The 13,953-nt window shown below is 65.9% G+C and carries 15 protein-coding genes; 10 read left to right on the top strand and 5 right to left on the bottom strand.

The genetic code is table 11. The annotated features are described in order from the left end of the window. Positions 1–76: 76 nt before the first annotated feature. The 3 genes from glmU to EAH68_RS02440 all read left to right on the top strand — a co-directional run bounded on the left by glmU (position 77) and on the right by EAH68_RS02440 (position 3,441). Positions 77–1,540: a bifunctional UDP-N-acetylglucosamine diphosphorylase/glucosamine-1-phosphate N-acetyltransferase GlmU gene (gene glmU, locus EAH68_RS02430; RefSeq protein WP_126119719.1), complete on the top strand. Its 1,464-nt coding sequence runs from the start codon at positions 77–79 to the stop codon at positions 1,538–1,540. 10 nt (positions 1,541–1,550) lie between these two features. Continuing rightward, the gene (locus tag EAH68_RS02435; protein ID WP_126119720.1) at positions 1,551–2,528 is read left to right on the top strand and encodes a ribose-phosphate diphosphokinase; all 978 of its coding nucleotides are present in this window, start codon (positions 1,551–1,553) and stop codon (positions 2,526–2,528) included. A 148-nt stretch (positions 2,529–2,676) separates the two neighbouring features. Next, a complete protein-coding gene (locus EAH68_RS02440) occupies positions 2,677–3,441 on the top strand; it encodes an SDR family NAD(P)-dependent oxidoreductase (protein WP_126119721.1) in 765 nt (254 codons plus the stop codon). On the opposite strand, the gene EAH68_RS02445 is transcribed toward EAH68_RS02440, so the two are convergent. Both EAH68_RS02445 and EAH68_RS02450 read right to left on the bottom strand, forming a co-directional pair. Next, positions 3,438–3,845 carry a VOC family protein gene (locus tag EAH68_RS02445; protein ID WP_126119722.1) on the bottom strand — a complete coding sequence of 136 codons (408 nt, stop codon included), beginning with the start codon at positions 3,843–3,845 and terminating at the stop codon, positions 3,438–3,440. The two genes, EAH68_RS02440 and EAH68_RS02445, sit on opposite strands and share 4 nt — an antisense overlap. A 79-nt stretch (positions 3,846–3,924) precedes the next feature. Further along, on the bottom strand, positions 3,925–5,055 hold the full coding sequence (locus EAH68_RS02450; RefSeq protein WP_126119723.1) for an MFS transporter: 1,131 nt from the start codon (positions 5,053–5,055) through the stop codon (positions 3,925–3,927). A gap of 20 nt (positions 5,056–5,075) precedes the next feature. Here EAH68_RS02450 and EAH68_RS02455 point away from each other — a divergent pair, with 20 nt between their 5' ends. The 3 genes from EAH68_RS02455 to pth all read left to right on the top strand — a co-directional run bounded on the left by EAH68_RS02455 (position 5,076) and on the right by pth (position 7,152). Next, positions 5,076–5,705, top strand: coding sequence for a DNA alkylation repair protein (locus tag EAH68_RS02455; RefSeq protein ID WP_277600450.1), 630 nt, complete (start codon positions 5,076–5,078; stop codon positions 5,703–5,705). A gap of 214 nt (positions 5,706–5,919) precedes the next feature. Beyond that, complete coding sequence (locus EAH68_RS02460; protein ID WP_126119724.1) at positions 5,920–6,534, top strand: 50S ribosomal protein L25/general stress protein Ctc; 615 nt, start codon at positions 5,920–5,922, stop codon at positions 6,532–6,534. Between the two features lie 72 nt (positions 6,535–6,606). Next, the gene (gene pth, locus EAH68_RS02465) at positions 6,607–7,152 is read left to right on the top strand and encodes an aminoacyl-tRNA hydrolase (RefSeq protein WP_126119725.1); all 546 of its coding nucleotides are present in this window, start codon (positions 6,607–6,609) and stop codon (positions 7,150–7,152) included. A gap of 54 nt (positions 7,153–7,206) precedes the next feature. On the opposite strand, the gene EAH68_RS02470 is transcribed toward pth, so the two are convergent. Continuing rightward, entirely contained in the window at positions 7,207–8,586 is a 1,380-nt protein-coding gene (locus EAH68_RS02470) for an FAD-dependent monooxygenase (RefSeq protein ID WP_126119726.1), read from the bottom strand. Between the two features lie 36 nt (positions 8,587–8,622). Further along, positions 8,623–9,903, bottom strand: a complete 1,281-nt coding sequence (locus tag EAH68_RS02475) for an MFS transporter (RefSeq protein WP_241228246.1) — start codon at positions 9,901–9,903, stop codon at positions 8,623–8,625. A gap of 136 nt (positions 9,904–10,039) precedes the next feature. Between EAH68_RS02475 and EAH68_RS02480 the strand changes: the two genes are divergently transcribed. The 4 genes from EAH68_RS02480 (at position 10,040) to EAH68_RS02495 (ending at position 13,647) form a co-directional block, all read left to right on the top strand. Then, positions 10,040–10,828, top strand: coding sequence for an IclR family transcriptional regulator (locus EAH68_RS02480; RefSeq protein ID WP_439647600.1), 789 nt, complete (start codon positions 10,040–10,042; stop codon positions 10,826–10,828). 138 nt (positions 10,829–10,966) lie between these two features. Further along, positions 10,967–12,088, top strand: a complete 1,122-nt coding sequence (locus EAH68_RS02485) for a cupin domain-containing protein (protein WP_126119728.1) — start codon at positions 10,967–10,969, stop codon at positions 12,086–12,088. Between the two features lie 6 nt (positions 12,089–12,094). Continuing rightward, positions 12,095–12,922: a fumarylacetoacetate hydrolase family protein gene (locus tag EAH68_RS02490; RefSeq protein ID WP_126119729.1), complete on the top strand. Its 828-nt coding sequence runs from the start codon at positions 12,095–12,097 to the stop codon at positions 12,920–12,922. Continuing rightward, a complete protein-coding gene (locus EAH68_RS02495; RefSeq protein ID WP_126119730.1) occupies positions 12,922–13,647 on the top strand; it encodes a maleylpyruvate isomerase family mycothiol-dependent enzyme in 726 nt (241 codons plus the stop codon). Before EAH68_RS02490 ends, EAH68_RS02495 begins: the two co-directional genes overlap by 1 nt. Positions 13,648–13,715: 68 nt before the next feature. On the opposite strand, the gene EAH68_RS02500 is transcribed toward EAH68_RS02495, so the two are convergent. Next, positions 13,716–13,931: a hypothetical protein gene (locus EAH68_RS02500; RefSeq protein WP_126119731.1), complete on the bottom strand. Its 216-nt coding sequence runs from the start codon at positions 13,929–13,931 to the stop codon at positions 13,716–13,718. Between the last annotated feature and the right edge of the window lie 22 nt (positions 13,932–13,953).

Consider the following 13,953-nt stretch of genomic DNA (forward strand, 5'->3'; position numbering starts at 1 on the left):
ATCCTGCCGCCGTCTCTGCTGGGTTATATGCTGAACCGGTACGAGCACCGCGATCACATCAAGGAGACCGAAGAACGTGCCCAATTTCACTGACTGCGCCGTGGTGGTGCTGGCCGCCGGCGCCGGCACCCGCATGAAGTCCGCCAAGCAGAAGACACTCCATGAGATCGGCGGCCGCACGCTGCTCTCCCACGCTCTGCACGCGGCGGCGGGCGTCGAACCGCGGCACATCGTGGCCGTCGTCGGCCACCAGCGTGAGCAGGTCTCCCCCGCCGTCGACCAGGTCGCCGGGAAGCTGGGACGTGAGGTGCTGCAGGCCGTGCAGGAGGAGCAGAACGGCACCGGCCACGCCGTGCAGTGCGGGCTGGCGCCGATCCCGGATTTCGAGGGCACGGTGATCGTCACCAACGGTGACGTCCCGCTGCTCACCGCGGAGACACTGCGCTCGCTCCTGGACGCCCACACCGTCTCCCCCACCGCCGTCACAGTCCTGACCACGCGTCTGGACGACCCCACCGGTTACGGCCGCATCGTGCGTGACACCGACGGGGAGGTCACCGCCATCGTCGAGCAGAAGGACGCCTCCGAGCAGGAGCTCGCCATCACCGAGGTCAACTCCGGTGTCTTCGCCTTCGACGGCACCATCCTGCGCGAGGCCCTGACCGGCCTGGACACCGACAACGCCCAGGGTGAGCTCTACCTCACCGACGTGCTCGGCATCGCGCGTTCCGCCGGCCACCCGGTGCGCGCCCACGTCGCCGCCGACCCCCGCGAACTGGCCGGCGTCAACGACCGGGTGCAGCTGGCTGAGGCCGGCCGCGAGCTCAACCGCCGCACTGTGGAGGCCGCCATGCGCGGCGGTGCCACCGTCATCGACCCGGTCTCCACCTTCATCGGTGTGGACGTCACCGTCGGCCGGGATGTGACCATCCACCCCGGCACCCAGCTGTGGGGGGCGACCGCCATCGGCGACGGCGCGGTCATCGGCCCGGACACCACCCTCACCGACGTGACCGTCGGCCGCGGTTCCTCCGTCGTGCGCACCCACGCTGAGCGCTCCACCATCGGCGAGGACGCCACCGTCGGCCCCTTCACCTACCTCCGCCCCGGCACCCACCTGGGTGATGAGGGCAAGCTCGGTGGCTTCGTCGAGGCGAAGAACGCGACCATCGGCCGCGGTTCCAAGGTCCCCCACCTGACCTACATCGGTGACGCCACCGTGGGCGAGGAATCCAACATCGGCGCCTCCAGTGTCTTCGTCAACTACGACGGGATGACCAAGCACCACACCACCATCGGTTCCCACGTCCGCACCGGCTCCGACACCATGTTCATCGCTCCGGTGACCGTCGGTGACGGCGCATATTCGGGGGCGGGTACAGTGATCCGCGAGGATGTTCCCCCGGGGGCACTCGCCGTGTCCGGCGGCCAGCAGCGAAACATCGACGGCTGGGTTGAGCGGAAGCGCCCGGGTTCCCCGGCCGCGGAGGCGGCACGGCACGCCCGGGAGAGCGTCGACGTAACCGACCAGGAAGGTTAAGCGGCCTGTCATGACTGCCCACTGGACCGAAAGCCACAAGAACATGATGCTGTTCTCCGGGCGTGCGCACCCGGAGCTCGGCGAGGCTGTGGCTCGAGAGCTTGACTACGAGCTCACCCCCACCACCGCCCAGGACTTCGCCAACGGCGAGATCTTCATCCGTTTCGAGGAGTCCGTGCGAGGTGCGGACTGCTTCGTCATCCAGTCGCACACCCAGCCGCTGAACAAGTGGCTGATGGAGCAGCTGATCATGATTGATGCCCTCAAGCGTGGCTCCGCGAAGCGCATCACCGCGATCCTGCCGTTCTACCCCTACGCACGCCAGGACAAGAAGCACCGCGGCCGTGAGCCGATCTCCGCGCGCCTGGTCGCTGACCTGCTCGCCGCCGCAGGTGCGGACCGCATCGTGTCCGTGGACCTGCACACAGACCAGATCCAGGGCTTCTTCGACGGCCCGGTCGATCACATGCACGCGATGCCGATCCTCACGGACTACATCAAGGACAAGTACTCCCTGGACAACCTGGTCGTCGTCTCCCCTGACGCCGGCCGGGTCAAGGTCGCGGAGAAGTGGGCCAACACCCTGGGCGATGCCCCGCTGGCCTTCATCCACAAGACCCGTTCCACCGAGGTGGCCAACGAAGTCGTGGCCAACCGTGTGGTCGGTGAGGTCGAGGGCAGGAACTGCATCCTGCTCGATGACATGATCGACACCGGCGGCACCATCGCCGGCGCCGTGCGCGTGCTCAAGGAGGCCGGTGCCAAGGACGTCGTCATCGCCTGCACCCACGGTGTCTTCTCCGACCCGGCCCGCGAGCGCCTCAGCGACTGCGGTGCCGAGGAGATCATCACCACCGACACCCTGCCGCAGAACACTGAGGGCTGGAAGAACCTCACGGTCCTGTCCATTGCCCCGCTGCTGGCCCGGACGATCAACGAGATCTTCGAGAACGGTTCCGTGACCACCCTCTTCGAGGGCCAGGCCTAGGTTCCCCGCTTATCGACGCCCCCGGTCACCTCAAGGTGACCGGGGGTTTTCGTCGCTTCCCACACGCTTTGTAGACGTGTCATCAAAAATGTATGTACACTGGTGTTCAGCCCGCGGAACCTTAGCCGCAGGCAGGAAAGGAAGAACCATGACCGACAAGAATGACTTCAACGGAAAAGTAGCCCTCGTCACCGGCGCCGCCCAGGGCCTGGGAGCAGGTATCGCGAAGGACCTCGCCGCCCGTGGCGCCAGTGTCATCGTGGCCGATCTCAACCAGGAGGGGGCGGAGAACGTCGCCACCGAGATCGAGCAGGCCGGCGGCAAAGCCGCGGCCATGAAGATGGATTCCGCCTCCCGCGAGGACAACCGCAAGGCGGTGGAACTTGCCGTCGAGAAGTTCGGTGCCCTGCACCTGGCCGTCAACAACGCCGGTATCAACGGCCCCGGCGCCCCGGTCGGCGAGATGGACCTGGACAAGTGGGACCGCGTCATCGACATCAATCTCAACGGCGTCGCCTACGGTAACCGGTACCAGATCGAGCAGTTCCTCAAGCAGGGCGACGGCAACTACGCCATCGTCAACATGTCCTCCATCCACGGCTCTGTAGCCATCCTCGACAATGCCGCCTACACCGCTTCCAAGCACGCCGTTATCGGCCTGACCAAGAACGTCGCTGCCGAGTACGGCAAGAATGGCATCCGCGTCAACGCTGTGGGCCCGGCCTACATCAGAACCCCACTGATGGACACACTGACTGAAGAGGTCCAGGGCCAGTTGGTCTCCCGTCACCCGCTGGGCCGTCTCGGCGAGACCCCCGAGGTTGTCGCCCTGGTGAACTTCCTCCTCTCCGAGGAGGCCTCCTTCATCACCGGTTCCTACCACCTGGTGGACGGTGGTTACACCGCCGTCTAGCCCCAGTCGCTGGCGAAGATCTCCCAGGCATGTCCATCAGGGTCCGAGAAGGCCCCGATGTACATGCCTTCGTCCTGATGTGGCTCGGTGTGGACGTGGGCACCGGCCTCCCGGGCGCGGCGGAGCATCTCGTCGACGTCCTCATTGGAGTCCACGGACAGGGCCGTGATCACCTCGCGCGGGGAATCGGCCGTCGCCGTCTCCTTGGGGTGGAAGGTGGAGAAGAACTCGCGCGTCAGCAGCATCACGAAGATCGTGTCACTGGCCTGGACCGAGCTTGCCTTCTCATCGGTGAACTCCTCGTTGACCTCCCAGCCGAGGGCACTGTAGAAGGCCTTCGAGGCCGCCAGGTCGGCGACAGGCAGGTTGACGAAGATCTGCGGGTGGTTCAGTCGTTGCGTCATGGAACAAGCCTATGACTGCGCCCCGGCACCCGTCGATCCTTCCAGGAGATCTGTGTCTGTTCCGAGATCTCCCCGTCGTTCAGCCGATCCGCTGTGCCTCGGCCCGGCCCAGCCCCCACTGGGCGCCGGCCACCAGGAACAGGGCTGCAGACGCCACCCAGAAGGCGGCCCCGCCGATGCCGGTGTAAATCGGGAGGAAGAGCACCGGGGCCGCCGCGGAGCCGAAGAAGCGGAAGGCCTGGACGGTGGAGATGAGCGAGGAGCCCGCGGGCCCCTGCAGCACCGTGAGGTTGATCGTGGCCTGCATGCCCTGCGCGGCGACGACCGCCACCGCCCACATCATCGCCACCAGCACGACCCACGGGGCGACCGGGAGGATGAACAGGGCCACGGCGGCGAGCACACCGCTGACCACGAGCACGGCAGTCGCACCGTAGCGGTCGGCCATCGCCCCGACCCGCCGGGAGAGCAGGAAGGCGGCCGCACCGCCGGCCATGATGACCAGGCCACGGCCGATCGGACCGAGATCGAAGACGTTTTCCACATGCAGCGAGGTGAGGAAACCCAGACCGATGATGCCGCAACCGACGACGAAGCTGGTTGCCATGTGTGTGAGGGTGGGCGCGATGCGCACCCGGCCACCGTTGTTGTTGTCGGACTGGACCGGCGGCGGCACCACCGGCAGCCGCACGATGAGGATGTAGAGGGCCACCGCGACCGGGATCAGGAAAGTCAGGCGCCAGGTGACCAGGCTCGACAGACCGGTGATGAGCGGGGCGGAGAGCATCCCCAGCGACTGCATCGCCGCATAGGTGCCCAGGATCTGCCCGAGCTGCTCGGGCGGGGTCAGGGCGCGGAGCAGATTCTGCAGCACAGGTGTGGTGAAGGCGTTGGCCACACCGATCACCGCATAGGCGGCGGCGAACAGTTCCCAGGAGGGGGTGATAAGGAGCAGCAGGGCCATCGGCAGCGTCACGGCATAGGCGGCGGCCACCACCCGGTGCGGTTGGAACCGGCGTACCAGCCGCCCCGAGAAGAGCATCATCGTGGCAAAGGGAAAGAGGTAGACCGACATCGTCGCCGCCGCCTGCGCCACGCTGATGTCGAAGGTCCCGGCGAACTCCGGGATGACGACAGCGAGCGCCTGGCCGGTGTAGGGGCCGACGAACCCTCCGAGGAGAATCGCGCCCAGCTGCAGTTTTCGCTTCATGATGTTGCTACCTTACTCCTGTGGCCACCGACTTCCCGCTCATCGACGCCGCCCTGCGCCCCCTCGCCGACCCCGTCCGTGCGGCGGGCATGTCGGCCTACATGCGGGGGCAGTTCCTTTTCCTGGGGGTGGCGACGCCGGACCGTCGCGCGGCGGTGCAGGAGGTGCTGCGGGGGCGTCGCAAAGCAGTGGACCGGGAGCTCGTCGAGGAGTGCTGGGCGGCGGCGGAGCGCGAGTTCCAGTACGTCGCCTGCGACCATCTGCGTGATGTACCCCTCGGGCCGGGGGATGTGACGTGGCTGCGCTCGCTGGTGGTGCGGAGATCCTGGTGGGACACCGTCGACGCGCTGGCCAAACCCATCGGTCGTGCCGCCACTTCGGAACAGATGCGGGACTGGGCCGCCGACGGGGACCTGTGGGTGCGCCGGGTGGCGATCCTTCACCAGCTGGGGCTCCGGGAGGCCACGGACGAGGCACTGCTCGCGGAGATCATCCGCGTGAACCTGGGGTCGGATGAATTCTTCATCGACAAGGCCATCGGTTGGGCCTTACGTGAATACGCGAAGACCGCACCCGGCCGGGTGCGGGATTTCCTCGCGGCGCATGAGGTTTCCGCGCTCACGCGCCGTGAGGCCTTGAAGCATCTCTGAGCCACCTCGCTTGGGACAGTCCCGGCCCCCGTGCTAAAATTCCCCACGTCTCGGCGAGGGCCCTGAAACGGGCCGTTATCGACGCGATCTTGAAGGTTCTTCATTGGCCTGCGATGACTCGACGAGGACATTTCCCCTCAGACCAGAGTCGGTCGCGGGCCTTCATTGTTTTCTGAGGGCAGCGGCCGGAAACAACTACAGGAGACACAGCCACATGGCACAGTACCCCACCCTTACCGCCACCCCCCGTGACGAGTTCGGCAAGGGCTTCGCCCGCCGTCTGCGCACCGCCGGCCGCATCCCGGGCGTCGTCTACTCCGGCACCACCGAGAACGTCCACTTCTCCGTGGACCGCATCGAGTTCACCGCCGTCATCCGCAACCAGGGCGTCAACGCCATTGTGGAGCTCGACATCGACGGTGAGAAGCACCTCACCATGGTCAAGCACATCGACCAGAACATCCTGAACCTGAACATCGACCACGTCGACCTGCTCGCCATCACCCGTGGCGAGCGCGTCGAGGTCGAGGTCCCGGTCATCTCCGAGGGCGAGGTCTTCTCCGGCGCGATGCTCATCCAGGAAGTCGACACCCTGCTCATCGAGGCAGACGTCCTCGAGATTCCGGAGGAGATCGTCGTCTCCGTCGAGGGCATCGAGGCCGGCAACGTCATCAACGCCGGCGACATCAAGCTGCCGACCGATGTCACCCTGGTCGACGACGCCGAGACCCTCGTCTTCAACATCACCTTCGAGGAGGTCGCCGAGGTCCCGGAGGAGGGCGAGGCTGCCGAGGGTGAGGCTGGTGCCGAGGCTCCGGCCGCAGAGTAGTCTGCTCCCCCGACGCCCCCGACCAGTACTGGTCGGGGGCGTTCCCCTTTTTCTGTGCCAGACTTGGGTCTCGTGACTGATTCTCCACTTCTCATTGTCGGGCTGGGTAACCCGGGCGCGAAATACGCCGACACCCGCCACAACATCGGGACGATGCTTCTCGACGAACTCGCCTCCCGCATCTCCCCCGTCCCCGCGAGCTTCGCGGTGCACAAGCGCACCAACACCGAGATCGCTGAGGTCCGCCACTGCGGGCGCCGGCTCATCCTGGCGCGGACCCGCAGCTACATGAACGTCTCCGGCGGACCGGTCAAGGCGTTGGCGACCTTCTTCAAGATCGCCCCAGCGGACATCGTCGTCATCCATGACGAACTCGAGCTCGACTTCGGGCAGATCCGTCTGCGCACCGGCGGCGGTGACCACGGGCACAACGGCCTGAAATCGGTGACGAAATCGCTGGGCACGAAGGAGTACCAGAGGCTGTCCATCGGCATCGGCCGCCCGCCCGGGCGGATGGACCCGGCCGCCTACGTGCTCAAGCCCTTCAGCCGGCAGGAGGCCGGGGAGCTGATCTTCATCTGCTCCGATGCGGCCGATGAGCTGGAACGCAGCCTGTAGAGAACGCGGAACGCCCCGTTCTCGGTTGAGAACGGGGCGTCGATAAGCGGGTGGTCAGATGGTCAGCTCTGCTGCTGCCACGCCGGCCTCGCGCTGGGCGATGACCTTGTGGATGTTGTACTCCCACTCCTGCAGTTCAACCGGCAGCTCACCCTTGGACGGGTCCTGCAGGTACTCGCGACGCTCAGCGTCGTAGTCCCACAGCCAGTCGGCGTAGCGGTACCAGCCGGAACGCTCGGCGTTGCGGAAGGTTTCGTTGCGGATGAGACGGGAAACACCGTCGACGTGCCACAGCTCGCCCCAGAAACGGCCGATGGTCTGGATACGTGCGCAACGCGGTGCGCGCTCACCGGAGACCTCACGGAGGACCTCACCCCAGTTGAGCTCGCCCTTCGCCGCGGCCTGGGAGGCGTAGAGCGCGAGGCACTCGGCGTCCTCCATGGCCATGACGGCACCGGAGGCCAGGTACTGCAGCGGCGGGTGCGCGGCATCGCCCATGACGATGATGCGGTCGGAGACGACCCAGTTCTCCAGCGGCTCGCGGTCCGCCATCTGCCACCAGGTGTCCAGCCACATGGAGCCGAGACGACCCTGGACGAACTCGTTGGTGTGGCCGAAGGCGTTCTTGAACTCCTCGTTGTTGCCCCAGTCCTCCGGGACCTCGGTGCCGTCGGTCAGGGCCTCGAGGTAACGCGGCGACTGGAAGACGGCCACCTGGTTGAGCAGCTCACCGTGGCGCAGCGGGTACTGGATGAAGTGGACCCGCGGGCCGATGTAGCCGACGACGTCCTTGAGGTCCTTCATCTCCGGGTCGCTGGGCAGCTCGGAGGTGCCGCGGTAGGCGACGTAGGCGGACGGGACCGGATCGTCCTGGACGATCTCCTTGCGGAAGACGGAGTGGGTGCCGTCGAAGGCGATGAGCATGTCAGCCTCGACGTCCTCCTTGCGCCCCTCGGAACGGTGTTCGATGTGGACGGTGACGCCGTCCTCACGGGTGTCCGCACCCAGGACCTGCACGTCGTTGTGCAGGGTTGCGCCGGCCTCCTGCGCGGCCTCCACGAGGATGGACAGCAGGTCGGAGCGGTGGATGACCAGGTACTTGCCGCCGTAATGCTTCTCGAAGTCATCGTCGAAATTCATGGTCAGGATCGGCTCGGTGGTGATGGCGTCGCGGAACTGCATGCGCTCCGGGAGGTAGCCGGACTCGAAGACACGCTCCTTCAGGCCCCACTTCTCCAGCATCTTGACGCCGTGCGGGCCGATCTGCAGGCCGGCACCGACCTCCTTGAACTCGGGGGCACGCTCGTAGAGCGTGACATCGGCACCACGCAGGGAGAGTGCGAGTGCGCCGGCGGCGCCACCGATACCTCCACCGGAGATGATGATCTTCTGGCCCTTGAGGTCCTCGGAGGCGGTCAGGATGTTTTCAGACATAGGAGACTTCCTTTCAACGGAAATGTGGGGAAGAGACTAGCGGTTGCCCGCGGTGGCGTTGATGACCCTGGTCGTCGGGTTCTCCATCCGGCGGTGGATGAAGAACAGGACGATCAGCGACACCGAGGACAGCAGCGCAGAGGCACCGAAGAGGATGAAGTTCGAGCCGACACCCAGGTTCCAGTTGAGCAGCAGGCCGGCCAGCTGCGGTGCGACGACCGCGCCGATACGTCCGACGCCCAGCGCCCAGCCCAGGGCCGTACCGCGTAGGTTGTGCGGGTAGAAGTTGGCCACTGCGGCGATGATGAGGATCTGCGTGCCATGGGTACCCACACCGGCGAGCACCAGGATGAGGTACACCGCGGCGATACCCGGCTCACTGAGCAGCAGCAGAAGCGACACACCAGCGACACCGGCCGCCACCGCACCCGACTTCAGCGGACCGAAGCGGACTCCTGCCCAGGCCGTGATCACGGAACCGAGGATGGCTCCGAGGTTGAGGGCGAGGGTGAAGTTCAGGGCCGCGCCGAAATCATAGCCTGCCTGCTGCATGAGGCGCGGCAGCCAGGTGCCCAGGCCATACCACGCGAGCAGCGTGACGAAGGTGGCCAGGGCGAACCAGATGGAGATCACCATGTACTTGCCCACGAGCAGGTCCTTGAACCCGGCCGGTTCGTCGGCTCCCTCACGGGCGGCGTGATCATCACGGATCGCCTGGTCGGAGGGGATGACCTTCATGGCGATCGGCAGGCCGAAGACGATCGGCACGAGAGCCAGAAGGAACATGAAGCGCCAGCCCCAGTCGTCGTGGGACGGGACGATGAACTGGGCCAGGACGGCGGCGATGGATCCGCCCAGCGGAACACCGGACATCATGACGGTCGCCCACGCGGACATGTAGCGGCGCGGAACCAGATCGGCGGTCATGGCGTTGACGGAGGGCACGAGGCCACCGAGGCCGATGCCGGCCAGGAGACGGAATGCACCGAACATCCACGGGCTGATGGCGAAAGCGCACAACAGCGTAAAGACGGACAGGATGATGACGGAACCGATGACGGCGAATTTACGGCCGACCCGGTCAGAGAGCCTGCCGACCCAGACAGCACCAATGACCATGCCCAGGAAGGCGGTGGAACCGATGGTGCCGGCCGTGGCCGAGTTCAGATTCCATTCCTCCATGAGCTCGGTCTGGACGGTGCCGTAGACGATGAGGTCATAACCGTCGAAGACGACGAAGAACCAGCCGATGAGGACAGCGGCGAGTCGCTTGCCGCTGATGCCGAGGATCGTCAGACCACGGTTGCTGTCACCCATGCCAGGCGCGTTTGTGTCACCTGCCATTCCAGCAGTGATTTGCCCGCTTCGCGGGTCTTGGGAGATAGGAGCCATAGGGACATCATCCGCGTGATGGGAGTTACAATCAAAGTTATTCCACATGACGGAAGGTGATATGACGATGAATTCGGCCCCCACCCATGGCCCACCCCCGAGGGAATTCCTCCAGTCGGTGGACCTGTCCCTCACGCTGATCCTCATGCTCCGCGACCAGGGCACCCTGGCCATCTCCGCGGCCGCCGAGCAGCTGAAGGTCAGCCCCTCCACCGTCCACCGCTCCATGGCGATGCTCGTCTACCGCGGCTTCGCCACCCGCAGCGAGTCCCGCACCTACCTCCCCGGCCCCGCACTGCTCTCCTCCAGCCTGCAGCCGGGCGTGGGCAACGAGCTGATCTCCGCCTGTTCGGCACACCTGACGGCGATTGCCGCAGAGACCGGGGAGACCACCCACCTCATGGTCCTGGTGGGCAATAAGGTGCATTTCCTCCATACGGTGGAGGGCAGCCACCCGGTCCGTGTCGGCAGCCGTCGCGGCCAGGTCATGCCCGCAGAGCAGAATGCGGGCGGCCTGGTGATGCTCGCCGAGCGGTCCGCAGCAGAACTGCGCGCCCTCTATCCCTCCCTCCCCGACGCCGAATTTGAGAGTCTGCGCAGGCAGCTGCACAGAATCCGCAGCCGCGGCTTCTCCCTCAACCACGGTCTCTACGAGCATGATGTCTCCGCCGTGGCCGCCTGCCTGCGCAATAACCTCGGCGACGTGCTGGGAGCGGTTTCGGTGGCCACGCCGACCGGCAGATTCCGGAACGTCCACCGCCGTTGCGCTGAAGTTCTGGTGAAAAATGTGCGGGACCTGAATTTCCGCCTGGAGGAGGTGCGGACGGCTCCCCTACCCCTCAAGGGGTAGAAAAAATTACCCCCTGAAACTTTTTCCGTGGTGCGGAATATCTTTGAGTCACACTTTTCCGACGCATATGTTTGACCTCACAACCACCCCTGCACCCGGCCTCTGCCGAGTGCACCATTTGATGCAGGAGGTTCAAGCATGAGCGAGAGCACCGACTACTCGAACAAGCACGTTGACTTCGTCGCCCCCGAGCCCACTCCGGAGGAGCAGGCCGAGCTCAACGACATGTACGCCAAGATGGACGATCTCCAGATGAAGCCGCTGTGGAACCAGATCGGCGGCCTCATGCCGAACGAGCCGGACCCGCAGGCCGTCGCCCATCGCTGGGACTGGTCCGAGCTGATCAAGCTCGCCCGCCGCTCCGGTGAGCTCGTCCCCGTCGGCCGTGGCGGCGAGCGCCGCGCCATCGGCCTGGCCAACCCGGGCCTCGGCGGCCCGACCTACATCGCCCCCACCCTGTGGGCGGCCATCCAGTATCTCGCCCCGGGTGAGAACGCACCGGAGCACCGCCACTCCCAGAACGCCTTCCGTTTCGTCATCGAGGGCGAGGGCGTCTGGACCGTCGTCAACGGCGACGCGGTCCCGATGAAGCGCGGCGACTTCCTGCTCACCCCGGGCTGGAACTTCCACGGCCACCACAACATCGCCACCGAGCCGATGGCCTGGCTGGACGGCCTGGACATCCCCTTCGCGTACCAGATGGACACCGGCTTCTTCGAGTACGGCTCCGAGAAGCTCACCGACGAGTCCACCCCGGACTACTCCCGCTCCGAGCGCCTGTGGGCCCACCCGGGCCTGCGCCCGGTTGCTTTCCCGGGTGCCACCACCTCCTCCACCATCGGCCGTTACGCCTGGGAGCACACCGACGCCGCCCTCAAGGACCAGCTCTCCCTCGAGGACGCCGGCTTCCCCGGAGTCGTCGGCCCGGGTCACGCAGCCATCCGCTACACCAACCCGACCACCGGTGGCGACGTCATGTCGACCATCCGCGCTGAGTTCCACCGCCTGCGCCCGGGTGCCTCGACCACTCCGATCAAGGAGGTCGGCAACCGCGTTTTCCAGGTTTTCGAAGGATCTGCCACTATCAAGGTCGGCGACCAGACCTTCGAGATGAACCACGGCGACGTCGTGAACATCCCGTCCTGGAAGCTGTGGTCCCTGGAGGCCGGCACCGACGGTGTCGATCTCTTCTGCTTCTCTGATCACCCGATCTTCGAGAAGCTGGACCTCGCTCGTACCTACACTCCGGAAGGAATCTAAACCAACATGCGTCTTGCAACCATCCGCTCCACCCAGGGCACCTTCGTCGCCCGCGTCGAGTCCGACAACACCGCCGTGAAGATCGACGGTTTCGCCAACGTCGGCGACCTGCTGCAGGAGGACAACTGGCGCGAGGTGGCTGAGAAGGCCGCCGGCGAAGAGGTCACCTTCGAGCAGACCGACCTCGAGGCCGTTGTCCCGGCCCCGAAGAAGATCGTGTGCGTCGGCCTGAACTACGCCAACCACATCAAGGAGATGGGCCGCGACCTGCCGACCCACCCGACCCTCTTCGTCAAGTACCCGGATGCCCTGACCGGCCCGTTCGATGACGTCCTCGTCCCCGAGTACGCCAACGGTGAGCTGGACTGGGAGGGCGAGCTGGCCGTCATCATCGGCAAGCGCGCACGTCGCGTCAAGGAGGCTGACGCCGCCGATTACATCGCCGGTTACGCCGTCATGAACGACTACACCATGCGTGACTACCAGTACCGCACCCTGCAGTGGCACCAGGGCAAGTCCTTCGAGAAGACCTCAGGCTTCGGTCCGTGGATGACCACCGCCGACTCCTACGAGTTCGGTGGCGAGCTGGCCACCTACCGTGGCGAGGAGAAGATGCAGACCACCCCGACCGATGACCTGGTGTTCAACCCGGCCCAGCTGGTCGAGTACATCTCCCACATCTACCCGCTGGACGCCGGCGACGTCATCGTCACCGGCACCCCGGGTGGCGTCGGCCACGCCCGCAACCCGAAGACCTACATCGGCGACGGCGACATCGTCAAGGTCGAGATCGAGGGCCTGGGTTACGTCGCCAACAAGACGGTGTTCGAGTAATGAACTCCTTCCACGATCTGTCCATTGAGGAGCGACTCAGCCTGACCCGTCGTGGCACCGCCCACTACTCGGGCCAGCTGGCGCTCATCGACAACGCCGATTTCGGCCGCGACACTCTGCTCCCGGGCTGGACCGTGGCACACCTGGCCGCTCATGTGGCCTACAACGCCGCCGCACTCTGCAACCTCATGGAGTGGGCGGAGACGGGCGAGGAGAAGCCCATGTACTCCTCCCCGCAGGCCCGCAACCAGGAGATCGCCTTCGGCGCCACCCTCCTCCCGGACGCCATCCGCAACCTGCACGACCACACCCTCGTGCGTCTCGACGTCGCCTGGCGCGACGCCGCCGACGCCGCGTGGCAGGCAGAGGTCAAAACGGCCCAGGGCCGCACGGTCCCGGCGTCGGAGACGCTGTGGATGCGTACCCGCGAGGTCTGGCTGCACGCCGTCGACCTGGGTGTCAATGCTGGTTTCAGCGACATCCCGGAGGTCATCCTGGCCACCCTCCTGCCGGAGATCGCCGGCAAGTGGCGTGGCGGCGGTGCCGGTGAGGGCCTGGTCCTGGTCAACACTGACTCCGGTGAACGCATCGAGGTCTCCCCCGGTGACAACACCGTGGAGATCCACGGCTCCCTGCCGGGTCTGACCCGCTGGGCCGCCGGCCGCGGTGCCCAGGGCGTGACCAGCCCGCAGGGCGAGGTGCCCGCCCCGCCCCGCTGGCTGTAGTCAGTTGCTCATCGACGCCCCGTCTGTCCCCCTCCCGGGAGGCAGCCGGGGCGTCGTCTGCTTCTCCCCTACCAACGGCGCGCGTGTTTGAGCTGCTCCCTGAAGTCCCCACCCTCATCAAAGGCCCCCGCCTTGAGCAGCCGGGTGTAGACGACAGGGCATTTTTTGCAGCGCGGGTTGGAGCGGCAGCACTTCTTCTTGGTCTTCCATCCTGCAGCGCTGACGGCCTGGTGTTTCTTCTTGTCCTTCTTGTTCTTGTGCTTGGCCGATTTTTTCTTGCCCATGCACAAAGCGTAATCCCGGCGG

Source organism: Corynebacterium hylobatis, assembly GCF_003955685.1.
GTDB lineage: Bacteria > Actinomycetota > Actinomycetes > Mycobacteriales > Mycobacteriaceae > Corynebacterium > Corynebacterium hylobatis.

Bases quoted from the DNA above. Each gene is read 5' to 3' on its own strand.
- EAH68_RS02435 (WP_126119720.1), top strand. From the start codon at position 1,551: ATGACTGCCCACTGGACCGAAAGCCACAAGAACATGATGCTGTTCTCC.
- EAH68_RS02440 (WP_126119721.1), top strand. From the start codon at position 2,677: ATGACCGACAAGAATGACTTCAACGGAAAAGTAGCCCTCGTCACCGGC.
- EAH68_RS02445 (WP_126119722.1), bottom strand. From the start codon at position 3,845: ATGACGCAACGACTGAACCACCCGCAGATCTTCGTCAACCTGCCTGTC.
- EAH68_RS02450 (WP_126119723.1), bottom strand. From the start codon at position 5,055: ATGAAGCGAAAACTGCAGCTGGGCGCGATTCTCCTCGGAGGGTTCGTC.
- EAH68_RS02460 (WP_126119724.1), top strand. From the start codon at position 5,920: ATGGCACAGTACCCCACCCTTACCGCCACCCCCCGTGACGAGTTCGGC.
- EAH68_RS02470 (WP_126119726.1), bottom strand. From the start codon at position 8,586: ATGTCTGAAAACATCCTGACCGCCTCCGAGGACCTCAAGGGCCAGAAG.
- EAH68_RS02475 (WP_241228246.1), bottom strand. From the start codon at position 9,903: ATGGGTGACAGCAACCGTGGTCTGACGATCCTCGGCATCAGCGGCAAG.
- EAH68_RS02480 (WP_439647600.1), top strand. From the start codon at position 10,040: ATGACGATGAATTCGGCCCCCACCCATGGCCCACCCCCGAGGGAATTC.
- EAH68_RS02485 (WP_126119728.1), top strand. From the start codon at position 10,967: ATGAGCGAGAGCACCGACTACTCGAACAAGCACGTTGACTTCGTCGCC.
- EAH68_RS02490 (WP_126119729.1), top strand. From the start codon at position 12,095: ATGCGTCTTGCAACCATCCGCTCCACCCAGGGCACCTTCGTCGCCCGC.
- EAH68_RS02495 (WP_126119730.1), top strand. From the start codon at position 12,922: ATGAACTCCTTCCACGATCTGTCCATTGAGGAGCGACTCAGCCTGACC.
- EAH68_RS02500 (WP_126119731.1), bottom strand. From the start codon at position 13,931: ATGGGCAAGAAAAAATCGGCCAAGCACAAGAACAAGAAGGACAAGAAG.